General features: G+C 66.2%; 26 protein-coding genes and 1 tRNA gene. 11 read left to right on the plus strand and 16 right to left on the minus strand.

Annotated features, from left to right (window positions below; translation table 11 throughout):
- Positions 1-2: 2 nt before the first annotated feature.
- The 7 genes from efp to relB form a co-directional block, all read right to left on the minus strand.
- The gene (gene efp / locus sphsw_RS12840) at positions 3-566 is read right to left on the minus strand and encodes an elongation factor P (protein WP_031440952.1); all 564 of its coding nucleotides are present in this window, start codon (positions 564-566) and stop codon (positions 3-5) included.
- A gap of 73 nt (positions 567-639) precedes the next feature.
- Positions 640-1,251, minus strand: coding sequence for a M23 family metallopeptidase (locus sphsw_RS12845; protein WP_031440953.1), 612 nt, complete (start codon positions 1,249-1,251; stop codon positions 640-642).
- Positions 1,252-1,255: 4 nt separating this feature from the next.
- Complete coding sequence (locus sphsw_RS12850; protein ID WP_031440954.1) at positions 1,256-2,266, minus strand: L,D-transpeptidase family protein; 1,011 nt, start codon at positions 2,264-2,266, stop codon at positions 1,256-1,258.
- Positions 2,267-2,438: 172 nt separating this feature from the next.
- Positions 2,439-3,125 carry a thiamine phosphate synthase gene (gene thiE, locus sphsw_RS12855; protein ID WP_031440955.1) on the minus strand — a complete coding sequence of 229 codons (687 nt, stop codon included), beginning with the start codon at positions 3,123-3,125 and terminating at the stop codon, positions 2,439-2,441.
- Positions 3,126-3,200: 75 nt separating this feature from the next.
- Complete coding sequence (locus sphsw_RS12860) at positions 3,201-4,121, minus strand: class I fructose-bisphosphate aldolase (protein WP_031440956.1); 921 nt, start codon at positions 4,119-4,121, stop codon at positions 3,201-3,203.
- Positions 4,122-4,134: 13 nt separating this feature from the next.
- Complete coding sequence (locus sphsw_RS12865; protein ID WP_042467215.1) at positions 4,135-4,446, minus strand: type II toxin-antitoxin system PemK/MazF family toxin; 312 nt, start codon at positions 4,444-4,446, stop codon at positions 4,135-4,137.
- A gap of 14 nt (positions 4,447-4,460) precedes the next feature.
- Positions 4,461-4,691, minus strand: coding sequence for a type II toxin-antitoxin system RelB family antitoxin (gene relB / locus sphsw_RS12870; protein ID WP_037527511.1), 231 nt, complete (start codon positions 4,689-4,691; stop codon positions 4,461-4,463).
- Positions 4,692-4,845: 154 nt separating this feature from the next.
- On the opposite strand from relB, the gene sphsw_RS12875 reads away from it, so the two are divergent.
- A complete protein-coding gene (locus tag sphsw_RS12875; RefSeq protein WP_031440958.1) occupies positions 4,846-5,355 on the plus strand; it encodes a TlpA family protein disulfide reductase in 510 nt (169 codons plus the stop codon).
- On the opposite strand, the gene sphsw_RS12880 is transcribed toward sphsw_RS12875, so the two are convergent.
- The 3 genes from sphsw_RS12880 to gap all read right to left on the minus strand — a co-directional run bounded on the left by sphsw_RS12880 (position 5,352) and on the right by gap (position 8,138).
- The gene (locus sphsw_RS12880; RefSeq protein WP_031440959.1) at positions 5,352-6,542 is read right to left on the minus strand and encodes a phosphoglycerate kinase; all 1,191 of its coding nucleotides are present in this window, start codon (positions 6,540-6,542) and stop codon (positions 5,352-5,354) included. The two genes, sphsw_RS12875 and sphsw_RS12880, sit on opposite strands and share 4 nt — an antisense overlap.
- Positions 6,539-6,949, minus strand: coding sequence for an MOSC domain-containing protein (locus sphsw_RS12885; protein ID WP_042467217.1), 411 nt, complete (start codon positions 6,947-6,949; stop codon positions 6,539-6,541). Before sphsw_RS12885 ends, sphsw_RS12880 begins: the two co-directional genes overlap by 4 nt.
- Before the next feature lie 178 nt (positions 6,950-7,127).
- Positions 7,128-8,138: a type I glyceraldehyde-3-phosphate dehydrogenase gene (gap, locus tag sphsw_RS12890; RefSeq protein ID WP_031396568.1), complete on the minus strand. Its 1,011-nt coding sequence runs from the start codon at positions 8,136-8,138 to the stop codon at positions 7,128-7,130.
- A 144-nt stretch (positions 8,139-8,282) separates the two neighbouring features.
- Here gap and sphsw_RS12895 point away from each other — a divergent pair, with 144 nt between their 5' ends.
- From sphsw_RS12895 to sphsw_RS12910, 4 genes are all read left to right on the plus strand, one after another.
- Positions 8,283-8,507 (plus strand): hypothetical protein, encoded by a 225-nt coding sequence (locus sphsw_RS12895; RefSeq protein ID WP_031396567.1) that lies wholly within the window; start codon positions 8,283-8,285, stop codon positions 8,505-8,507.
- Positions 8,507-8,815, plus strand: a complete 309-nt coding sequence (locus tag sphsw_RS12900) for a cell division protein ZapA (protein WP_031440961.1) — start codon at positions 8,507-8,509, stop codon at positions 8,813-8,815. The genes sphsw_RS12895 and sphsw_RS12900 overlap by 1 nt, the downstream gene beginning before the upstream one ends.
- 216 nt (positions 8,816-9,031) lie before the next feature.
- A complete protein-coding gene (locus sphsw_RS12905; protein WP_031440962.1) occupies positions 9,032-9,565 on the plus strand; it encodes a 5-formyltetrahydrofolate cyclo-ligase in 534 nt (177 codons plus the stop codon).
- On the plus strand, positions 9,562-9,762 hold the full coding sequence (locus sphsw_RS12910; RefSeq protein ID WP_031396564.1) for a DUF2842 domain-containing protein: 201 nt from the start codon (positions 9,562-9,564) through the stop codon (positions 9,760-9,762). Before sphsw_RS12905 ends, sphsw_RS12910 begins: the two co-directional genes overlap by 4 nt.
- A gap of 61 nt (positions 9,763-9,823) precedes the next feature.
- Here sphsw_RS12910 and sphsw_RS12915 read toward each other — a convergent pair.
- The 3 genes from sphsw_RS12915 to sphsw_RS12925 form a co-directional block, all read right to left on the minus strand.
- Positions 9,824-9,900: transfer RNA gene (locus sphsw_RS12915), tRNA-Asp, on the minus strand.
- A gap of 55 nt (positions 9,901-9,955) precedes the next feature.
- Positions 9,956-11,104 (minus strand): AI-2E family transporter, encoded by a 1,149-nt coding sequence (locus sphsw_RS12920; protein ID WP_081874318.1) that lies wholly within the window; start codon positions 11,102-11,104, stop codon positions 9,956-9,958.
- 243 nt (positions 11,105-11,347) lie between these two features.
- Positions 11,348-13,057 carry a class I adenylate-forming enzyme family protein gene (locus sphsw_RS12925; RefSeq protein ID WP_042467219.1) on the minus strand — a complete coding sequence of 570 codons (1,710 nt, stop codon included), beginning with the start codon at positions 13,055-13,057 and terminating at the stop codon, positions 11,348-11,350.
- Positions 13,058-13,244: 187 nt separating this feature from the next.
- Here sphsw_RS12925 and sphsw_RS12930 point away from each other — a divergent pair, with 187 nt between their 5' ends.
- From sphsw_RS12930 to sphsw_RS12955, 6 genes are all read left to right on the plus strand, one after another.
- Complete coding sequence (locus tag sphsw_RS12930) at positions 13,245-14,474, plus strand: serine hydrolase domain-containing protein (protein ID WP_031440965.1); 1,230 nt, start codon at positions 13,245-13,247, stop codon at positions 14,472-14,474.
- A 30-nt stretch (positions 14,475-14,504) separates the two neighbouring features.
- Positions 14,505-16,535: a 3-hydroxyacyl-CoA dehydrogenase NAD-binding domain-containing protein gene (locus sphsw_RS12935; protein WP_031440966.1), complete on the plus strand. Its 2,031-nt coding sequence runs from the start codon at positions 14,505-14,507 to the stop codon at positions 16,533-16,535.
- A gap of 46 nt (positions 16,536-16,581) precedes the next feature.
- Positions 16,582-17,763: an acyl-CoA dehydrogenase family protein gene (locus sphsw_RS12940; RefSeq protein WP_031440967.1), complete on the plus strand. Its 1,182-nt coding sequence runs from the start codon at positions 16,582-16,584 to the stop codon at positions 17,761-17,763.
- Between the two features lie 90 nt (positions 17,764-17,853).
- Entirely contained in the window at positions 17,854-18,981 is a 1,128-nt protein-coding gene (locus sphsw_RS12945; protein WP_031440968.1) for an acyl-CoA dehydrogenase family protein, read from the plus strand.
- Between the two features lie 73 nt (positions 18,982-19,054).
- On the plus strand, positions 19,055-19,942 hold the full coding sequence (locus sphsw_RS12950) for an acyl-CoA thioesterase (protein WP_031440969.1): 888 nt from the start codon (positions 19,055-19,057) through the stop codon (positions 19,940-19,942).
- A 76-nt stretch (positions 19,943-20,018) separates the two neighbouring features.
- A complete protein-coding gene (locus tag sphsw_RS12955) occupies positions 20,019-20,432 on the plus strand; it encodes a BLUF domain-containing protein (protein WP_031440970.1) in 414 nt (137 codons plus the stop codon).
- 10 nt (positions 20,433-20,442) lie between these two features.
- On the opposite strand, the gene sphsw_RS12960 is transcribed toward sphsw_RS12955, so the two are convergent.
- The 3 genes from sphsw_RS12960 to sphsw_RS12970 form a co-directional block, all read right to left on the minus strand.
- The gene (locus tag sphsw_RS12960) at positions 20,443-21,255 is read right to left on the minus strand and encodes an SDR family NAD(P)-dependent oxidoreductase (RefSeq protein ID WP_031440971.1); all 813 of its coding nucleotides are present in this window, start codon (positions 21,253-21,255) and stop codon (positions 20,443-20,445) included.
- A gap of 13 nt (positions 21,256-21,268) precedes the next feature.
- Entirely contained in the window at positions 21,269-22,033 is a 765-nt protein-coding gene (locus tag sphsw_RS12965; protein WP_031440972.1) for an SDR family oxidoreductase, read from the minus strand.
- Positions 22,034-22,068: 35 nt separating this feature from the next.
- Positions 22,069-22,983 (minus strand): phosphotransferase family protein (locus sphsw_RS12970; protein ID WP_031440973.1); only part of this gene is annotated, 915 nt, incomplete at its 5' end.

Below are 22,983 nucleotides of genomic sequence, written 5' to 3' on the forward strand. Positions count from 1 at the left end.
CCTTAATCAGCACGCCTTACATAGGCCTGCTCATAGACATCGACCACGATCCGCGTGCCGGCACCGATGTGCGGCGGCACCATCACGCGCACGCCGTTCTCGAGCACCGCAGGCTTGTACGACGACGAGGCGGTCTGCCCCTTCACGACGGCATCGGCTTCGACGATCAGCGCCTCGATCGTGTCGGGCAGCTGGACCGAGATCGGCCGCTCTTCCCAGAGCTCCATCACCACATCCATGCCGTCCTGCAGGAACGCTGCGGCGTCGCCCAGGATGTCGGCATCCAGCGTGATCTGCTCGTAATTGACCTTGTCCATGAAGGTCAGCGCGTCGCCGTCGCGGAACAGATACTGGAAGTCGACGGTGTCGAGCCGGACCTTCTCGACGCTCTCGGCGGAGCGGAAGCGCGTGTTGCTCTTTCGGCCGTCGATGAGGTTCTTCATCTCGACCTGCATATAGGCGCCGCCCTTACCGGGCTGGGTGTGCTGAATCTTCACGGCGCGCCAGATGCCGCCTTCATATTCAAGGATGTTGCCGGGACGAATCTCGACCGCGTTGATCTTCATGACCGATTCCTGCTGGAAAGAGCTAGGGGCCGTCCGCCAGGCAAGGCCGTGCGGAAACCCGAAGCCGCGCGCTTTAGCGGGATGGCCGCGCGCGGGCAAGCAGCGGGTAGGGATTGACCTCCTCGCCCTGCCACCAGCGCTGGCCCGGCTGCATCCGGCTCACCCCGAAATGCAGGTGATAATTGCCTGCGCCCGCGTCACCGGTGTCGCCGACATAGCCAAGTCGGTCCCCCGCCGCGACCGCCATCCCTTCGCGCACGCCCGGCGCATAGCCCGCGAGGTGCGCATAATAATAGGTCCAGCGCCGGTCGGGTGACCGGACATAGACGGTGATCCCGCCAAGCGCGCTCTGGAACAGCTTCTCGATTCGTCCTGGCGCCGCCGCGACGACCGGCGTGCCGCCCGCCGCCATGATGTCGGTGCCATGATGCCCGCGCAGCCCGCCGCCGCGCGGATCGTTCCAGCTGTTGCCGACCGCGGTGCGTGGGACACCCAGCACCGGCATCGTCAACGAACGGGGCGCGTCCGCAACCCCGTCCTCCGCGACCGCGACGTTCGACGCCGTCGGCGACGACGCGCGCCACGCCACCGACCGTCGCCCGCCATCCCCAAAAGACAGCATCGAAGCGAACGCGCCAACCACCAGGACGATCAGCGCGAGAATAACCCAGAACGTCCGCGTCATGCGATCAGGCCTGGAAGACCGCCTTGGTCCCCGGCTTGATCATCATCGATAGCCTTGCCGCGTCCCAGTTCGTCAGGCGGATACAGCCATGGCTTTCGGCGCGCCCGATCGTCTCGGGGTTGGGCGTGCCGTGAATGCCGTAATGATCCTTCGACAGGTCCATCCACACCACGCCGACTGGACCGTTCGGCCCCGGCGGCAGCATCTCCTTCTTCTGTCCCTTCTTCGCATCCCAGAACAGCGCCGGGTTGAAGTGGAATTTGGGGTTATAGTCGGAGCCCTTGATCGTCCATGTCCCCAGCGGCAGCGGGTCGTGGCTAGACCCCATCGTCGCGGAGAATTGCGCAATCAGCTTGTTGTTCGCGTCGAGCACCCGCAGCACGCCGTCGGACTTGTCGACGACGACGTGATCCGCCTGTGGCTGCTTCGCATCGACGTTCAGCATGTTGAGCGTCGCGCGCCAGTCGGGACGGAACTTCGGATCATAGTCGCGCGACGTCGGCAGAGCGTTGGGGAACACCACCTTTGTCCCCGCCGACAGCTTGGTCGACGGCGAGTTGAGGGCCATGATCACCGCGGGCGTGGTGTGGAACATCTCACCCAGCTTCTCCATGACCGTCCGGTAGCCGATCGTCTGAAGCTCGGCCTGCTTCGCCGGGTCCTTGGGCAGCGGATTGACGAACGGCCCCGCGAGCATCTCGGGCGTCAGCGCGACCGTGACGGTCGGCCGTGCCGCACGATAGGGATACAGCGCGCGCATCGTCTGCGTGTCGGGCTTGCCCGTAATCGGCAGCCCCTTGGCCTCTTGAAACCCTTTGAGCGCGGCCACGAGCGATTGCCCGCCGCGTCCGTCGAGTACGCCCGGACCGAAACCCAGATGATCGAGGATCACCTGGACGTGCAGTACGTTGCGGTCGATCGGTACCGGCTTGGCAGGGACAGGCTGCGCCACCGCCGGCAGGGCCGCGAGCAGGCAACCTGCAAGAACCGAAGCTTTCGTCACAAATGCCGTCATGCTCGTCATCCCAACCGTTACGCTACTGCATCAAACGGTTGGAACGACGGTTGTTTCCGTGACGCCAGCCAACGCGCCTCCATCACCCCAAACCGTCATCCTGACGAAAGTCAGGATCCAGAGCCGCAAGGCGCAGCGCGACAGTTGAGGTATCCGAGGGCGACGCAGGGTCTCAGCGCTTGGCGAGCACCTCGCCGAATGCCTTGACCGCAGCGACCTCGTCACCATTCCAGACGGCGCCCGACACCGCGATGAAGTCGGCCCCCGCCGCTGCCAGCGCCGCAGCATTGTCCGGCGTGATCCCGCCGATCGCCACACATGGCATTTCGAACAGTGTCGACCACCAGGACAGGAGCACGGGCTCGGCCAGATGCTCGACGGTCTTGGTCGTGGTCGGATGAAAGGCCCCGAACGCGACATAGTCCGCGCCGGCCTCGCCCGCTTCCATCGCCAGATGCCGGCTGCCGTGACAGGTGACGCCGATCTGCGCATTGGGGCCGAGCTGCGCGCGAGCCTCGCGCGGATCGCCATCGCTCTGCCCGAGATGCACGCCGTCCGCGTCGAGCCGCTTCGCCAGCCCGATATCGTCGTTGACGATGAACGCGACGTCGCGCTCGGCACAGATCGCACGCAGCGGCGCACCGAGCGCGGCGGCGGCGTGTTGGTCGATGTCCTTCACGCGGAACTGAAACGCGGCCACCGGCCCGGCGTCGAGCGCGCGCGCAAGCCGCTCGGGAAAGTCGCCGCCGACGTCGAGCGGCGAGACGAGATAGAGCTGACATGGCGGACGCCGCATGTCGCGACGGAAATTCTCGGCGAATGTCGGGTCGAGCGGGCCCAGCGGATCTTCTTCGGTCATTCCCCGCCCCTAGCGGGTCGCGCCGCGCCCGTCACCCCGGCGCAGAGCCGGGATGACGGACGGGCGAAGCCGCGCTTATTCCTCGTTCTTGTAGATCCGGATGATCCGGTCGAGCATCGCCAGTGCCTCGTCGCGCGGACGCTGGAAGGTGTTGCGGCCGATGATCGAGCCGTTGCCACCGCCGTCACGAATATCGCGTGCATCCTGGAAGACCGCATCGGCACCCTTGGACGCGCCGCCCGAGAACACGTTGATGCGACGCCCGGCAAAGCTCGACTGGACGACGTGGCGGACGCGATCGGCCTGCTTGGACCAGTCGGTGCCGGCATAAAGCGGCTTGGCTTCCTTCTGCTCGATATGATCGGTCGGCAGCTTGGTCTTGATGATGTGCGCGCCGAGCAGCGCCGCCATGTGCGCGGCATAGGCGCCGACGTCGAGCGCGAGCTCGCCGTCCTTGGTCAGCTCGCCGCCGCGCGGATAGGACCAGATGACGGTCGCGATGCCGACCGACTTGGCCTCTTCGCTCAGCTCGCGGATTTCCTCGACCAGGTCGAAGAACTGGTCCGCGCCCGGATAGATGGTGAAGCCGATCGCCGCCGAGCCGAGCCGCACCGCGTCCGCCACGGTCGCGGTCACCGCCTGGTCGATCGACGTCGCCCAGCTGTTCGAGCTGTTGCACTTCAGAATTGTCGGGATCTGCCCGGCGAACGTGTCCGCGCCCGCTTCGAGCATGCCGAGCGGCGCTGCATAGGCGCTGAGCCCGGCGTCGATCGCGAGCTGATAATGGTAATGCGGGTCATAGGCCGCCGGATTGACCGAGAAGCTGCGTGCCGGGCCGTGCTCGAAACCCTGGTCGACGGGCAGGATCACCAGCTTGCCGGTACCGCCGAGCTTGCCCTGCATCAGGATGCGCGCAAGGTTCGCCTTTACCGCCGAACTCGTGGCCTCATACTTGTCGAGGATAGTCTTGATTTGCGGTGTGATCGTCGAGGTCATGGTCATTCCTGTCTTAGAGTTCGAGCCAGCGGCGCAGCGCGTCGTCGACCCGGGTCATGGTGGTGATGGGTATCGTACCGATAATCCTGACGATGGCGTTGCGGTCGAGCGTGTCGAGCCTGTCGACCTGAATCTCGCTGTCGCAGAGAAGACCCGTCTCGGGCGACGCCTCGAGCGACACGCGAAAGAGGCTGGTGCCGGTGATGACGCTGGTGAGTGGGCACAGCGAGACCGTGCCATGATCAGCGAACAGGTCTGACTGAACGACGAGGAACGGTCGTGGCTTCCGGGAAGACTCCCCTTTGCCAGCCCCGATCACGACCATGCCCCGTGTAATTTTCACGTCAGGGACTCCGCGAACATGGCATCCCAGTCTTCGTCCTTCGCGTGTCGATCATGTGCGGCAGCGAGGAGCGATTGCCGCTTTGCCTCCGCAAGGAACGCTTCATCGTGGCGTTCGACGTAGCGGCGCACGGCTTCACGTGCGATATCGCTCTTGCTGCGCCCTTGCGTGCGGGCGACCGCCGCGAGTCGTTCTTCGAGGTCGCTATCGAGCCTGACGCCGAGCATCCGAGTCTCCGTTTAACATGTTAAACATAGGCAAGGGGCGGCGCTTGATCAACCCCTGCTCGACTGTACTCGAACGCGCGCCAGGGACGGATTGACGCACCATCCCCGGACGCCGAGGATGACGACGGGAAAACCTCCGGGGGGAGAGCGGGCGATGACGGTTTCGACAAAGGGCGTAGTCGCGAGCGCATTGGCGTTGGCAATCGCGATGACGCCGTCCCACGCGTCAGCGACGATCAAGGTCGGCGACCGGGCGCCAAAGTTCGAAATGACGCTGATCGACGGCAGCAGGATCAGCAGCACCGACCTGCACGGACAGGTCGTCATCCTCAATTTCTGGGCGACATGGTGCGGGCCGTGCAAGGCTGAATTGCCGCTGCTCGATACCTATTACCGGCTGCGCAAGGGCAATGGCCTGCGCGTCTTCGCGGTTGCAACCGAAGAATCGCTCCCGGCGTACAAGCTGAAACCGGTCTTCGCGGCGCTGGCGATACCATCGGCGCGGCGGATCAAGGGCGCGTTCGGCGTCATGGGCGCGCTGCCGACCAACTACATCATCGATCGCGCCGGGATCGTCCGCTATGCGAAACCCGGCGCGTTCGACCTGGCCGACCTGAACACGCCGCTCGTGCCCCTGCTCAACGAGCCGGCGCCGATACCTTAACGGGTCAGCGCGGCGACGCCGGGCAGGTTCTTGCCCTCCATCCATTCCAGGAACGCACCGCCGGCCGTCGATACGAAGGTAAACGCATCCGCGACCCCGGCATGGTTGAGCGCTGCGACCGTATCGCCACCGCCTGCGACCGAGACCAGCGAACCACCCTCGGTGAGTGCCGCCGCCGTCTTGGCGAGCGCGACCGTGGCGGTATCGAACGGCGGCGTCTCGAACGCGCCGAGCGGACCGTTCCAGACCAGGGTCCGGCAATTCTTCAGGACGTCGCCAAGCGATTCGACCGCGGCCGGGCCGACGTCGAGGATCATCTCGTCCGCTGCGACCTCGTGCACGTTGATCGTGCGCGTGGCGGGGTTCGGCTTGAACTCTTTCGCAACGACCACGTCGTACGGCAGATGGACGATGCAGTTCGCCTTGTCGGCAGCCTCCATAATTTGTTCGCAGGTGGCGGCGAGCTCATGCTCGCACAGGCTCTTGCCAACATCGACGCCGCGCGCCGCGAGAAAGGTGTTGGCCATGCCGCCGCCGATGATCAGGTGATCGACGCGCGTGACCAGGTGCCGCAGCACGTCGAGCTTCGACGATACCTTCGCGCCGCCCACGACCGCCGCGACGGGATGCTCCGGCGCTCCCAGCGCCTTCTGGAGCGCGTCGAGCTCGGCCTCCATCGCGCGGCCGGCAAAGGCGGGCAGGACATGTGCCAGCCCCTCGGTCGAGGCGTGCGCGCGGTGCGCGGCAGAGAAGGCGTCGTTGACGTAGAGATCGCCGAGGCTGGCGAAGCGCGCGACCACCGCCGGATCATTCGTCTCCTCGCCGCCGAAGAAGCGCGTGTTCTCCAGAACCGCGATATTGCCGGGTTCGAGCATCGCGACCGCGTCGTCCGCGCCCTCCCAGTCGACATAGCGAACCTCGCGGCCCAGCACGTCGCTATACGGCCGGACGACCTGCGAGAGCGAGAATTCCGGGCTCGGATTGCCCTTGGGGCGGCCGAAATGGGCGAGGATCAGGACGATCGCGCCCTTGTCGGCCAGCTCGCCGACCGTCGCGACGGTCGCCCGCAAGCGCGTGTCGTCGGTGACGGCCCCTTCGGCCATCGGCACGTTGAGGTCTTCGCGGACAAGCACGCGCTTGCCCTGCACATCGCCCATGTCGTCGAGTGTCTTGAATGGCTTGCTCATGATTCTTCGATCCTGATCTCGTCACCGACGGCGATTCTGCCGCCCATCAAAACGCGGGTACACGCCCCGCCCCGCCAGTCGGGCGTGAGCGCGGCGAACAATCCTGGCGCCAGGGCTTCCATCCGTTCGCACGGATCGGTGTGGCGCGTCACCTCCAGCACGACGTCCGCGCCGATGCGAAGCCGCGTGCCGGGTATCTGGGGAAGGTCGAAGCCGTCGACGAGAAGGTTCGCGCGGCGTTCGTACCAGGGAATATCACAGCCGACCTCGGCCATCGCGGCATCCCAGTCGCCGCGTTCGAGCAACGTGACCTGACGCCGCCCCCTGCCGCCGGGCTTCACATAGCCGCGAAAGTCACCATGCAGCCCGGCGTCGATGGTGATCTCGACATGGTCGATGACCTCCATCGGGGCTTTCGCGCGGGCGTGACGCGCGATGCCGGCGATCGTGCCTGCCCTATTCAAGGTCGAGGCCACCGCCCCCTGCCCGTTCGTGTCGAGCGCAGTCGAGACACCATCTGTCACGCGAAGCGGCTTCTCGACTGCGCTCGAAGCGAACGGAAGAGGGGGTACATGGATCGCAAGTTCAGATGAACTTCGCCATCGCCGTGGCCGTGTCGACCATGCGGTTCGAGAAGCCCCATTCATTGTCGTACCAGCTGACAACGCGGACCAGCTTGCCGTCGATCACCGCGGTCTCGAGGCTGTCGATCGTCGACGAGGCCGGGGTATGCTGGAGATCGATCGAGACGAGCGGCTCGTCCGACCAGTCGAGCACGCCGACCAGCGGGCCGCTCTCGGATGCCGCCTTCAGCACCGCGTTCACTTCTTCGCGCGTCGTGTCGCGCGACGGGGTGAAGGTCAGGTCGATCAGTGAGACGTCGGGCACGGGCACGCGAATTGCCGACCCGTCGAGCTTGCCCTTCAGTTCGGGCAGCACTTCGGACACGGCGCGCGCGGCGCCCGTCGTGGTCGGGATCATCGACATCGCCGCAGCGCGTGCGCGACGCAGGTCCGGGTGGATCTGGTCCAGGATCTTCTGGTCGTTGGTATAGGCATGGATCGTCGTCATCAGCCCGCGCTCGATTCCGATCGCGTCGTTCAGCACCTTGGCGACGGGAGCCAGGCAGTTGGTCGTGCACGACGCGTTCGACACGATCGTGTGCTCGGCCGTCAGCTTGTCGTGGTTGACGCCATAGACGACCGTCAGGTCGACATTCTTGCCCGGTGCCGAGATCAGCACCTTCTTGGCGCCGGCGTCGAGATGCTTCTGGCAGCTTGCCTTGTCGGTGAAGAAGCCGGTGCATTCGAGCACGATGTCGACGCCCAGTTCGGCGTGCGGCAGGTTCGCGGGGTCGCGCTCGGCGGTGACGCGGATGCGCTTGCCGTCGACGACGAGTTCATTGCCCTCGGCCGACACGTCGCCCGGATATTTGCCGTGAACGCTGTCGCGCTTGAACAGCCAGGCGTTCGACTTGGCGTCGCCGAGATCGTTGATCGCGACGAGTTCGAGTGCGCCGTTCGACTGCTCCAGAACCGCGCGGGCAACGAGCCGGCCGATCCGCCCGAAACCGTTGATCGCAACCTTGACCGTCATTGCTGTATCTCCGCTACGCCCGTGAGTCCGTTCCGGGCGCGCTGCCTTTGCGGGGCGGTGGGGCGCCCTGTCAACACCATGGACGGTGTACGGCACGGGCGAAAGCCGCTTGCCGCGCCCCCCGGCCATGCTATCTCGCAATCTATGCCAGATACTCTTCCCGACGCGCCGACGGCCGTCGACAGGCCTCCCGACGGTCCAACCGCGGTCGACAGGATCGACGCCGCTATCGGCCGGATCGAAGCCGCGATCCACGCACGCGCCGAAAGCGGCGACGCACTCGCCAGGCGGCATGCCGCACTCAAGGCGCGCATGGCGGAGGCGGTCGCCGCGCTCGACGACGTCATCACCCGCGGGAGCCCCAACTGATGGCACAGGTCATGCTCGATATCGGTGGCCGCCCGCATGCGGTGGCGTGTCGCGACGGCGAGGAATCGCGCGTGCGTCTGCTCGGCGCGATGCTCGCCGAACGCTGGCCGGTCGCGGACCGCGCCGCCGGGGGGCTCAGTGCCGAACGCGCGATGCTGTTCGTGGCACTGATGCTCGCCGATGATCTCGACGAAGCTGCGCATCGTCCGCCCGAAGGATCGGCGGTCAGCGAGATCGCGCTGACGCGCATCGCCGATCGTCTCGAAGGACTTGCACAGGCCCTTGAGCAAAGCCCGCCGAGCGCCTAGATTGGCCTTGGCGGGTTCTGCCCGGTACGAGCCTTTATTATCCCTGAGGCTATTCATCATCCATAGGGGGCTGTCCCTGTTAGGACCCTGGTCCGAAGCATATGGTCCCCACCTGACGTACCGTGCGTCAGTGGATAACCCGGCACACGGCCATGGTGGGCCCGCCACATCACCATTCCCGTCATCGGACGATACCCGCATGATCGATCCGCACCCGTGAGCGACAAGGCCGCGCTACGTACCGCATTGCGGGCCGCCCGTGCGGCCGCCGCGCCGGTCGAGATCCGCGTCCCGGACGCGTTCCTGGCCCGGCTTTCGCCCGGCCTGACCGTCGCCTCCTATGTTCCGATGGCTGGTGAGGCGGATCCCTTGCCGTTCGCACGCGCTGCTGTCGAGGCAGGGTGCGTCATCGCGCTTCCCCACGTCGTGCGCTGCGACCAGCCGATGCGGTTTCTCGCGTGGGAGACCGAGGCGGCGCTGATCGCAGGCCCCTTCGGGCTTCACCAGCCCCCGGCCGATGCCGCTGCGCTCGCCCCTGACATCATCCTCACCCCGCTGGTGGGGTTCGATCGTCACGGCAATCGCATCGGCCAGGGCGCAGGCTATTACGACCGCGCATTTCTCGCGCATCCCGACGCATGGCGAATCGGGATCGCGCTGGCGATCCAGGAGGTCGACGCGCTGACGCCCGACGCCTGGGACGTGCCGCTTCACGCCATCGCCACAGACAAGGACTGGATCACGCCATGACACCTAGCTGGCGCAAACCCGCCGGGATGCTCGGCATCCTGTTGCTGATCACCCTGTGGTGCGTCGCGATCGTCAGCCTGTCGACGATCGTCGGCAGCTGGCACTGGCTGGGCCAGCTGGCATTCTATCTCGTCACAGGGCTGATCTGGATAGCGCCGCTGAAACCCGTGCTGCGCTGGATGGAAACGGGGCGCTGATCCCGGTCACTGTCCGGACGGCGGCTAATATTTTAAAGGGGGGCTCGGCCACCCCTTAGGGTGGCGCGAGTGACGGGACTCGAACCCGCGACCTCCGGCGTGACAGGCCGGCGCTCTAACCAACTGAGCTACACCCGCTGAAACAGCGTGGAGGCGGCAACTAGGCGAGGGTTGGGATAGCGTCAACCCCCATTCAGCCGCCTGTTTCACGTTGGTCGTCGGACGCGTCCCCCCGGCGCCGATTCCGCCCGCTTTTCTGCTGCACCAGCGTGCCATGCTCGAACAGGAACCCCGCGATATCGGGCTTCCCCGCTGCGCCCAGCACGGTCTGAATGATGATCAGCAGCGGCACCGCCAGCAACGCGCCGAGCGTGCCCCAGACCCAGCCCCAGAAGCTCAGAGAGATCAGGATCAGCAGCGGGCTGATCGTCAGCCGGTGGCCGACGATGAACGGCGTGATCGCGTTCGCCTCGACGAGATGCAGCCCGTACATCAATGCCGGGGGAAGCAGCGCCATCCAGATATCCGAAAAGGTCATCAACCCGCCCAGCCCGAGCAGGAACGCGCCGATCACGGGTCCGAAATAGGGGATGTAGTTCAGCAGGGCGACGATCCCGCCCCACATCGCCGGATAGGGCATGCCGATCGCCCACAAGGCGGTGCCGGTCACGATCCCGAGCAGGACATTGATGACGGTGATCGTGCCGAGATAGGCCGAGACATCGTCGACCACGTCCTGAATCACGCGGGCGGTCGCCATCGCCCCGTCGAAGCTCGTGCGGCCCGTGATCGTCTGCCGTCGCATGCCCGTCCAGCCGGACAGGAAGAAGAACACGATCAGGATCCCGAACAGCAGCTGGACGATGACCGCCGGCGCGGATGTCGCGGCGAATTCGAGGATCGAACTCGGTGCCGCGACGCCCGCGGTTGCAGGCTGCTTGATCGGCGTCGACGCGACCTGCCGCAGCGTCTTGTTCACATATTTCTCGAGGCTCGAATAAAGATCGAGCAGCGGCGCCAGATTGCTCTGGATCCGATCGAGCCGTGTCGGCAGCAGCCGAAAAAAGTCGGTTGCCGGCACGAGGATCGCGGCGATCGCGACATTGGCCGCGACCAAGAACACCAGAATGCACGCGAGCGCCGCGATCGGCGACGGCACGCCCCGCCGTTCGAGCCATTCGAGCACCGGAATCAGTGCGACGGCGATCACCAGCGCGGTCGTCAGCGGCAGGAAGAACTCCGCCCCTGCCTTCAACGCGAACGGCAATGCGATGACCAGCCCAATTCCGGCGGTCAGCGTCAGCGCGGCGAGCAGGCGATCGCGTCGCTGCGCGATCCGCATCGCATCCTCGACACCAACGCCGATCGGGGGTTCGAACACTCCTTCCGCGCTGGTTTCCGTGGTTGCCCCGCCCCTAGCGGGCGGCGGCCCTCCCTCATGGACGTCCGCCGTACCCGCCTGGGCCGTATAATCGTCGTTCGCCATGCCGTTACCCCTCGCTAGCCCTTCCCCTTGTCACAATCGGGGCGGCATTCAAGCGGTGTTGACGCTCCGCCTGCGAGATGCAGAACGAATCGCCCTAAACTATGATGCCGTGGTCGGAATCCGATCCGCAAAAAGCGATTGCAGGTCCTTTTTCAGGATCTTGCCGTTCGCGTTGCGGGGCAAGGTCTCGGGCACGAAGCGGATGGCGACGGGCGTCTTGAACGCCGCGAGCCGTTCGCGCACCCAGGCCTGCAGTTCCGCCTCGCTCGCCTGCGCACCGGGAGCGAGGTGGACGACGGCAACCGGCTCCTCGCCCAGCGTGCGGTGAGGCAGCCCGATCAGCGCGCAGTCGGTGACCGCGGGATGCGCATAGAGGACATTCTCAACCTCCGACGAATAGATGTTTTCGCCACCCCGAATGATCATGTCCTTGGCGCGGTCGACGATGTAGCAGAACCCCTCCTCGTCGAGCCGCGCGAGATCCCCCGTCCGCACCCAGCCGTCGATGAACGTCGTCGCGGTCGCCTCCGGCTTGTTCCAATAGCCCTTCACGATCATCGGCCCGCGCGCCCAGAGCTCGCCGACCTCGCCGACCGGAAGCTCGGTGACGCCGTCCTCCGCGACGATCTTCAGGTCGACGACCGGCGCGGGGGGGCCCGCGCTGCTCGGCCGGTTGAGATAATCCTCCGCGCCGTGATGCGTGACCGTCGCCATCGTCTCGGTCATGCCCCAGCCATTGCCGGGCAGCGCACCGAGCTCGCTATGGATGCGCCTGACCAGCTCGGGTGCCGAGGGCGCGCCACCATAGGCGATCGATTCGAGCGACGAGAGATCATAGTTGCCGCGGTCGGGATGCTCGATCAGCTGCCACGCGATCGTCGGCACGCCGCCGGTCACGTTCACCTTTTCGCGTTCGATGATCTCCATCGCACGGACGGTGTCCCACTTGCGCATGAAGATCATCGTGCTCCCCGTCGCGATCACCCCCATCATGCCCGCCGAGCAGGCGGTGACGTGGAAGAGCGGGATGACGGTCAGCGTCACGCGCGGGGTCGGCTCGGGCGGCATCTCGCCGCGCCGCAGGGCCGATCGCGCGCCCGAATAGCCCCCGGTCAGGATGTTCGACATCATGTTGCGATGCGTCCCCAGCGCCCCCTTGGGGGCACCGGTCGTGCCGCTGGTATAGAAAATCGTCGCATCGTCGTCGGGCGCGATCACCGCGTCGGGCAGCGGCTGGTCGGGCAGCGTCGCCCAGTGCGACGACGCCCCGATCACGTCCTCCAGCGGCGCTGCGATACCGGTCAGCGGCGCGACCGCGCGGCTGACCAGCACCTGCTCTAGCGACGGAATCGTCGCGTAGATATCCTCGAGCCGGTGATGGCGTTCATCGTCGGTGATCAGGACCCGGGCACCCGAATCGGCGAGACCATAGGCCATCTCCGCGCCCGTCCACCACGCGTTCAACGGCACCATCACCGCGCCGATCGCGGTCGCTGCGAAGAACGCGACCGGCCATTCGGGCAGGTTGCGCATCGCCAGCGCGACACGGTCGCCCGGCCCGATGCCCAGCGTACGCAGATGCGCCGCCAGCGTCGTCACCGCGCGCCACGTCGCTTCATAGGTCACGCGCTCGTCTTCATAGATGGTGAAGACGCGCTCGCCATGACCGCGCGCGGCCTCGATCAGGTAACGCAGCGACGGCGGCGCATTCTTCCACACGCGCGTCGCGACCCCGCCGATCGTCACGGTCTCCATCTCGAACTTGCCGCCGGGCGCAGTCAGACGCCGTTCGGTTTCCGCCATCGACATGACCGGCCAGTTGGGGTCCAGGGCGATGATTGGTTCATGAGCCAAGGCCAGCCTACTCCAAATATGAATTTCGGGTTTGGCTTATCCGCCAACCAGATGCACGTTTAGAGTTGATTTGCACGCCACTCAAGGCAATAGGAGTGCCCATGTTCGAACCGGGGGTATGGTGCATGCGGGGAAGCTGGCGATGACCGCCGCGTTCGCTGGGGCGGCTGAACGGCATGGCTTCGATCCGGCACGGCTCGCCGCGATCGATAGGCTGTTGAAAGACCGCTATATCGTCACCGGCAAGCTCCCCAATGCGCAGCTGCTGATCGCGCGCGACGGCGAAACTGTGCATTTCTCGCATCAGGGCCTCGCCCGCGAAGGCGGCGCGCCGATCGACGAGACCTCGCTGTTCCGGATCGCGTCGATGACCAAACCGATCACCTCGGTCGCGTTCATGATGCTGGTCGAACAGGGCCTCGTCGCACTCGACACGCCGGTCCATCACGTCCTGCCCGCGTTCAAGGGGATCGGCGTCTATAACGGCGGCGGTGCGGGGGTCCCCTTTGCGGTGAGACCAACGGCCGAGCCGATGCGGATGATCGACCTGCTCCGCCACACCTCGGGTCTGACCTACGGCTTCCAGAACCGGTCGAACGTCGACGCCGCCTATCGCGAAGGCAAGATCGAGAACTGGCACGGCAATCTCGATCTCGACGGGTTCGTCGCCGCGCTGGGCGCGCTGCCGCTCGAATTCTCGCCGGGGACCGCGTGGAATTATTCGGTGGCAACCGACGTGCTGGGTGCCGTCGTCGAGCGCGTCTCGGGCGTCACGCTCGACACCTTCTTCACGACACGCATCTTCGTGCCGCTGAAGATGGACGACACGGGATTCCAGGTTCCTGCCGACAAGACGGATCGCCTGACCGATTGCTACACGGTCGCGCCGGGCAAGGGGCGTACGATGCTCGACCGCGGCGAGAAGAGCGCGTGGAGCCGTCCGCCGACGCTGTTGTCGGGCGGGGGCGGGCTCGTCTCGACCGCGCTCGACTATCAGCGCTTCTGCCAGATGTGCCTCAACGGCGGCGAACTCGACGGTGCGCGGATCCTCGGCCGCAAGACGCTCGAACTCATGACGCAGAACCATCTGCCCGGCGGCGCCGATCTGACGACGATGTCCCGGTCGATGTTCAGCGAGGCGACCAATGCCGGCACCGGTTTCGGTCTCGGCTTTGCGGTGACGATCGACCCGGTGCGGTCGATGATGCCGGGGTCGAAGGGCGAATATTACTGGGGCGGGATGTTCTCGACCGCCTTCTTCATCGACCCGGTCGAACGCCTGTCGATGGTCTTCATGACCCAGGTCTCGCCCAGCAGCCTCTACCCCATCCGCCGCGAACTCAAGACGATGATCTACGCCGCCATGACCTGACCCGTCGGCGGCCGTTACCAGGAGAGAATAATGACCACCCCGATCCGCACCGAACGCCATGACGACGTTCTCGTCATCATCTCGAACAACCCGCCGGTCAACGCGCTCGGCGCCGCAGTTCGCCAAGGACTCGAAGCCGCGATCAAGGACGGCGTCGCCGACGCGAGCATCACCGCGATGGTGATCCGCTGCGACGGCCGTACCTTCTTCGCGGGCGCCGACATCACCGAATTCGGCAAGCCGATGGTCGAGCCCGGCCTGCCGACCGTCGTCGACATGATCGAGGCGTCGTCCAAGCCCGTCGTCGCCGCGATCCACGGCACCGCGCTGGGCGGCGGCTGCGAAGTCACGCTCGGCTGCCATTACCGCGTCGCCGTTCCCTCGGCCAAGATCGGCACGCCCGAGGTCAAGCTCGGCCTGCTACCCGGCGCGGGCGGCACGCAGCGCATCCCGCGCATCGCCGGCGTCAAGCTTGCGCTCGAGATGACTGCCAAGGGCGATCCGATCTCGGCGAAGAGGGCGCTCGACGCCGGTCTGATCGACAAGATCGTCGGCGAGGACAGCCTCGAGGCCGACGCCATCGCGTTCGCCCGCGAGATCGCGGCGAAGCGCCCCCTGCCCCGCGCGTCCGAGAAGACCGCACAGGCCGATCCCGACGCGGTCGCCGCATTCAAGAAGGAGAACGCCCGCCGCTTCCGCAACTTCGACGCCCCCGCCGCCAACATCGCCTGCGTCGAGAAGGCCGCCGACGGGTCGAGCTTCGCCGACGGCATCGCGTTCGAGCGCGAACAGTTCATGGCGCTCATGATGGGCGTCCAGTCCGCGGCCCAGCGCCATATTTTCTTCGCCGAGCGCCAGGCCGCCAAGATCGATGACGTCCCCGCGGAGACGAAACTGCGCGAGATCAAACGCGTCGGCGTGATCGGCGCGGGCACGATGGGCGGCGGCATCGCGATGAACTTCCTGTCCGCCGGCATCCCCGTCACGATCGTCGAGATGCAGCAGGAGGCGCTCGACCGCGGCACCGGCGTCGTCCGCAAGAATTACGAGGCGACCGCCGCCAAGGGCCGGATGAAGCCCGAACAGGTCGAACAGGCGATGGGCGCGCTGAAGCCCACGCTCGACTTCGCCGATCTCGCCGAATGCGACCTGATCATCGAGGCGGTGTACGAGACGATGGAGGTGAAGAAGGACATCTTCACGCGTCTCGACGCAATCGCCAAGCCAGGCGCGATCCTCGCCTCGAACACCTCCTATCTGAACATCGACGAGATCGCGGCGTGCACGAAGCGGCCCGAGGACGTCGTGGGCATGCACTTCTTCTCGCCTGCCAACGTGATGAAACTGCTCGAGGTGGTTCGCGGTGACAAGACCGCGAACGACGTGCTCGCGACCGTCATGGCGCTTGCCAAGAAGATCAGGAAGGTCGCCGTGGTGGCGGGCGTCACCTACGGCTTCATCGGCAACCGCATGCTGATGCCGCGCCAGGTCGAGGCGACCAAGCTGCTGCTCGAAGGCGCGAGCCCCGAGCAGATCGACCGCGTCCATGTCGCGTTCGGCATGCCGATGGGCCCGTTCCAGATGAGCGACCTCGCCGGCGTCGACATCGGCTGGCACCGCGACCCGAGCCGGATCGAAAATATCCGCGACGCGCTGGCGGCAGAAAACCGCTGGGGCCAGAAGACCAAGGCGGGCTTCTACGACTATGACGAGAAGCGCACGCCGTCCAACTCCCCCCGCGTCGCCGAGATCATCGACGATTTCCGCGCCAAGTCGGGCGTCACCCCGCGCGAGATCAGCGACGAGGAGATCGTCGCGCGCACGCTCTACACGATGGTCAACGAAGGCGCGCTGATCCTCGAAGAGGGCAAGGCGCAGCGTGCGTCTGACGTCGATGTGGTGTGGATCTACGGTTACGGCTGGCCGGTCTATCGCGGCGGCCCGATGTTCTGGGCGCAGTCGGAAGGCTTGCCAAAGGTCGTAGCCGGGCTCGAGAAATACGGCTTCCCCGTTGCCAAGTCGCTGAAGGATGCCGCCGCGAGCGGTGGAAAGATCAAGTAAATTCTACGCCCTCTCCCCTCGGGGGAGAGGGAGAAAGGAAGACCCGATGACCGACCTCGACACCTTCCGCACCGAAACCCGCGCCTGGCTCGCGGAAAACTGCCCGCCCGAGATGCGCAAGCCCGTCCGCTCGGAGGACGATGTCTGCTGGGGCGGTCGCCAGTTCAAGCCATCGAGCCCCGCGCAGAAGGACTGGCTCGACAGGATGGCCGCCAGGGGATGGACTGTCCCCGACTGGCCCAAGGCCTATGGCGGCGGTGGCCTGTCGCCTGCCGAGACCAAGATCCTCCGCGAGGAGATGGCAGCGATCAAGGCGCGCAACCCGCTCAACAGCTTCGGCATCTCGATGCTCGGGCCGGCGCTGCTCAAATATGGCACCGAGGAGCAGAAGCTCGATCACCTGACCAAGATCGCGCGCGGCGAGATTCGCTGGTGCCAGGGCTATTCGGAACCCAATGCGGGCTCCGATCTCGCCGGCCTTGCCACCTCCGCGGAGGACAAGGGCGACCATTATCTCGTCAACGGCCAGAAGGTCTGGACGTCCTACGCCGACAAGGCGGACTGGATCTTCTGCCTGGTCCGCACCGACAAGACCTCGAAGCAGGGTGGGATTAGCTTCGTGCTGTTCGACATGGCCACCCCCGGCGTCTCGACCAAGCCGATCCTGCTGATCAGCGGCAATTCCCCCTTCTGCGAGACCTTCTTCGACAATGTCGAGGTCCCCAAGGTCAACCGCGTGTACGAGGAGAACAAGGGCTGGGACGTCGCCAAATATCTGCTCGGTCACGAACGCGAGATGATCTCGGGCATGGGGCTCGCCTCGTCGGGTGGCAACCCGCTGATCGACGGCGCGATCGCCACCGTCGGGCTCGGCCATGACGGCCGCCTCGCCGACCCGCTGCTCCGCGCGTCGATCGCGCTGTTCGAGGTGCGCGCCAAGGCGTTCGGGGCGATGTCCGAACGCTTCATCGATGAACTCAAGGCAGGCAAGGCCCACCCCGCGCAGCCGAGCATGATGAAATATTACGGCACCGAGCTGAACAAGTCGCGCTACGAACTGATGATGGCGGCGGGCGGCTCGGACGCGCTCGAATGGGACAGCGAGCGCTCGCGCGGCGGTGCGATCCCGCGCTCGTGGCTCCGCACCAAGGCGAACTCGATCGAGGGCGGGACGAGCGAGATCCAGCTCAACATCATCGCCAAGCGAATCCTCGAACTGCCGGCCTGAGCTCTACCGTTCTCCCGCGGAAGCGGGAGCCCAAAATCACGAACGCTGCGCGCGGGGCTCCTGGGCCCCCGCCTCCGCGGGGGAACAGAAATGCCACTCTATCTCGACGACGACCAGACCGTCCTTCAGGACACGATCCGCGACTTTGTGGCGGAACACGCCCCCGTCAGCCACATGCGCGCGCTTCGCGACGCCGATGACGCCACCGGCTTCTCGCGCGATCTGTGGAAGCAGTTCGCCGAAATGGGCTTCACCGGCATTCTGATCGGCGAGGACCAGGGCGGACTCGGCCTTGGCCATGTCGAGGCGGGTGTCGTGCTCGAACAGATCGGTCGCAACCTGTCGCCCTCCCCCTTCCTGACCACCGCCGTCGCCGCGGTCGAAGCGCTCAAGGGCACCGGCCAGGCCGAACGCTGGTTCCCCGGCATCATCGCCGGCGAAACGGTAGCAGCGCTCGCGATCGACGAGGCCGCCAAGCATCGCGACAGCATCGCGATGACCGCCGAACGCGCGGGTAACGGCTTCAAACTGACCGGCGCCAAGCGCTTCGTCGCGCACGGCCACACCGCCGACCTGATCATCGTCGCCGCGCGTACCGCAGGCGGCGCGGACGATGCCGACGGCATCACCCTGTTCGCGGTGCCGAAGGACGCCGCCGGGCTCAGCGCGAACGCCGAACGCCTCGTCGATGCGAGCCTCGCGGCACGGCTCGACTTCGACGGGGTGGAGGTCGATGCCGATGCGGTGATCGGCGAGGTCGATGCCGGCCGCGCCCCGCTCGACCGCCTGCTCCGCGCGGGCCGCACCGGCGCGTCCGCCGAGCTGCTCGGCGTCGGCGGCGGCGCGATGGACATGACGATCGGCTATATGAAGCAGCGCAAGCAGTTCGGCACGCTGATCGGCAGCTTCCAGGCGCTCCAGCACCGCGCGGCGCATCTCTATTCGGAGATGGAGGTCGCGCGCGCCGCGGTCCTGAAGGCCCAGCAGCTGCTCGATCTGGGCCACGACAAGGCCGACGAGGCCGTTTCGGTCGCCAAGGCGATGACCGCGCTCGCGACGACGCTCAGCGTGCAGGAAAGCGTGCAGATGCACGGTGGCATCGGCATGACCGACGAATATGACATCGGCTTCTACATGAAGCGCGCGCGCGTGCTGGCCGAGCTGTTCGGCGACGCCAACTTCCACGCCGACAGGCTGGCCATCGCCGCGGGCTATTGACCCGAACTTGTACCCCCGCGAAGGCGGGGGCCCAGACTGGGCTCCCGCCGTCGCGGGAGACCAAGGAGGTCAAATGCCTGACGATACTGCCGAAGTAACACCCCAAGCCCTCGCCCAGGGCCTCGTCGACCTGCTCGAGATCGACGAGGTGGACACCGACCTCTATGTCGGCAAGCGCCAGCCCGGCGGCGTCGGTCGCGTGTTCGGTGGCCAGGTGATCGCGCAGGCGCTCCAGGCCGCGCAGCGCTCGACCGAGGCGCCCAAGGCGGCGCATTCGCTTCACGCCTATTTCATGCGGCCGGGCAACGAGGATTACCCGATCGTCTACCGCGTCGTCCGCGATTTCGAGGGCCGCAGCTTTGCCACGCGTCGCGTCATTGCGATGCAGAAGGGCCAGCCGATCCTCAACATGGCGGCATCGTTCCAGACCCCCGAGGACGGCCTCCATCACCAGGACGCGATGCCCGACGTCGCGCCGCCCGAGGACCTGCGCTCCGATCGCGACCTGCGGCTGGAGAATATCGACGGCATTCCCGAAAAATTCCGCGCGCACATGCTGCGCTGGCGTCCGATCGAGGTCCGCCCGGTCAACCCGCGCAGCTGGATCGATCCGCCCGCGCAGGCGCCGAACCATGCCAACTGGTTTCGGATCGTGGCGCCGATCGGCGATGACCCGGCGATGCACCGCGCGGTCCTGTCCTATGCCTCGGACATGGCGTTGCTGGGAACCGCGCTGCTGCCGCACGGGATCAACTGGATCACGCCGGGTCTGCAGACCGCCAGCCTCGATCATTCGCTCTGGCTGCACGAGGATTTCCGCGCGGACGACTGGCTGCTCTATGCCTGCGATGCCCCCTGGTCGGGCCATGCGCGCGGCTTCAACCGCGGCAAGATCTTCTCCCGCGACGGACGGCTCGTCGCGAGCGTCGCGCAGGAGGGGCTGATCCGGATGCGAAAATAACCTTAGTTTACGCGGGTTAACCCGGTCTTCGTAAATTCCGATTAGTCCCGCGCGATCATTCTCCGGGATCATCGGCATGCAGCGCCTTCTCTATATCAGCACGTCGCGTGGCCGTGTGACACAGCCGGTCATCGACGAGATCCTGCGGGTCTCGCGGCGCAACAATGCCGCCGCGGGCGTGACCGGTCTGCTCATCGCTGGCGGCAACAGGTTCTTGCAGGTGCTCGAAGGCGATGATCTCGCCGTGTCGCGCACCTTCGATCGCATCCAGCGCGACGACCGGCATTTCGCGATGGTGCAGCTCGCGAAACAGACGATCACCGAGCGCAGCTTCGGCAGCTGGGCGATGGGATTTGCCAGCGGCGCCGCGCCTGGTGGTGGCGCGGCGTCGCCGGCCGCCACGATCGCGGCGCTGATCGCGCCAATCGAGGATCCGACGCTACGCGGCTATTTCACCGGTTTCGCCGACCTCCATCTCTCAGCCGCCTGAGCGGACCGCCTCAGGCTGCGGTCTTGCCGTAATCCTGCCGCGTCACCGGATGGCTCGACGACAATCCGCCATCGACCACGATCGCCTGACCATTGACGTAGCTTGCGTCATCGGAGGCGAGGAACACCGCGACCCGGGCAAGCTCCTCGGGCTGCGCGCCGCGGTGGAGCGGGTTTAGGCGGCCGACGCGGTCCATCTTGTTGGCCTCGCGCGCATAGTCGAACACCGGCTTGGTCATCCCCGTCTCGGTCAGCCCGGGGCAGATCGCATTGACCCGGACATTCGCACCCGACAGCTGCTGCGCCGACACCGCCGCGAGGTTGATCACCCCCGCCTTGGACGCGGAATAGGCCGGCGACCCTGCGCCCGACCGTAACCCGGCGACACTCGCGGTCAGAACGATCGCGCCGCCCCTGCCCATCTCGGCCGCGTGCGCGACGATCCGTGGTGCCGCGTGCTTGATGGCGAGGAACGGACCGATCAGATTGACCCGCAGTACTTCGGTGATCAGCACGACGTCGGTGTCGAAGAGATTGGCCATGCCGCCCGAGATGCCGGCATTGGCGAACAGCACGTCGAGCCCGCCATATGTATCACAGGCGAGCGCGACCATGCGGATCACGTCCTCCTCCTCCCCCGCGTCGACACGGATCGGGGTGGCGATGCCGCCGGCCTGGCTGATCAGATGCGCGGTCTCGTCCGCACCCTCGGTACGGTCCGCGACAACGACGTGCCCGCCCTCTGCCGCGAACAGCAATGCCGCCGCGCGGCCGATGCCGGATCCTGCGCCGGTGACGATGATCGACCTGTTCTCGAACCGCATGATGCCCTCCCCTTTAGATCGTGACGCCGCCGTCGATGACCAGCGTCTGCCCGGTCATAAAACGGCTCGCGGATGCAGCGAGAAACACCACCGCGCCCGCGATTTCCTCGGGTTCGCCGATGCGTCGCAGCGGCACGCGGGTGTTCGCCGCGGCGATCCGCTCGGGATCCTCCCACAGCACGCGCGCGAAATCGGTGCGGATCAGTCCTGGCGCGATACAGTTCACGCGGACGCCCGACGGGCCGAACTCGACCGCGAGATTGCGCGCGAGCTGCATGTCGGCGGCCTTGCTGATGCAATAGGCGCCGATGACCGGCGATCCGCGAAGCCCGCCGATCGAGGAAATGATGATGATGCTGCCGTCGCGCTGCTCCGTCATGCCGGGGGCGACCATCTGGACCAGCCAGTGGTTGGAGACGATGTTGTTGTCGAGGATCTTGCGGAACTGGTCGTCGCCGATCCCCGCCTGGGGTCCGTAATAGGGGTTGGAGGCGGCGTTGCAGACCAGCACGTCGATACGGCCGAACGCGCTGCGGGTCGTGTCGACGAGATGCTGGAGCGCCGCCTTGTCGGCGATGTTCGCCGCGACCGCGATCGCGCGGCCCTCGCCGTAGCGCGCGTTGATCTCCGCCGCGACGGCATCGCACGCCTCCTGTTTCCGGCTGGAGATCACCACCCTCGCGCCATGTGCCGCCAGCTCGAAAGCGCTCGCCTTGCCGATCCCGCGCGACGATCCGGTGATGATCGCGACCTTCCCGCTCAGGTCGAACTGCGTCATGCCCTGCCTCTTCCCTTCCGCAACCGGAACGTGCGTCACGCGCCCGCCTTCACCGCAAACCCCCACGCCGCATCCGCCAGCGCGTGCACCTTGGCGACCGTCGCCTCGGCCTGCGCGCTCGACGCGGTGCCGTCGATGATTCGCTTCTTGATCCCCTGGACGATCCCGGTGAGCCGGAAGAGGTTATAGGCGAAATACCAGTTGAGATCGGGGACGCCGTCCCGCCCGGTCGCAGCGCAATAGCGCGCGACGACCTGCTCGATCGTGGGAATCCCGGTCTCCGGACCGGTCAGGCCGAGCACCCCAGACCGGCCTTCGGGCTCGGTCACCCAGCTCATCAGCATGTAGGAAAAGTCGGCGAGCGGATCGCCGAGCGTCGACAATTCCCAGTCGAGCACCGCGATCACCTTCGCCCCCGCGCCGTCCGTAGAGTGAGCGAAGATCATGTTGTCGATACGATAGTCGCCGTGGACGATCGACGTCCGCGTCTGGTCGGGCAAGGTGCGCGGCAACCAGTCGATCAGCCGTTCGACCGATTCCATCCGCTCGGTCTCCGCCGCGCGATATTGCTTGGTCCAGCGCCCCACCTGCCGCTCGAAATAATTGCCGGGCTTGCCATAGGATGCGAGCCCCGCCGCCGCGTAATCGGTGTTGTGGAGCGCGGCCAGCGCGTCGATCATCGCGTCATAATGCGCGCGGCGCTCGGCGGGCGTCGCACCCGGCATCGCGCCGTCCCAGATCGTCCGACCCTCGACCATCTCCATGACATAGAATGGCGCGCCGATGACGTCGGGATCCTCGCACAGCCCGTACGGCCGGGGCACCGGGAAACCCGTCGGATGAAGCCCGGCGATCACCGCATATTCGCGCTCGACCGCATGTGCGGAGGGCAGGATCGGCCCGAACGGCTTACGTCGCAGGACATAGGCGCGCGCCGGCGTGTCGAGCCG

It is taken from the genome of Sphingomonas sp. FUKUSWIS1 (assembly GCF_000733135.1).
Classification (GTDB): Bacteria; Pseudomonadota; Alphaproteobacteria; order Sphingomonadales; family Sphingomonadaceae; genus Sphingomonas; species Sphingomonas aerolata.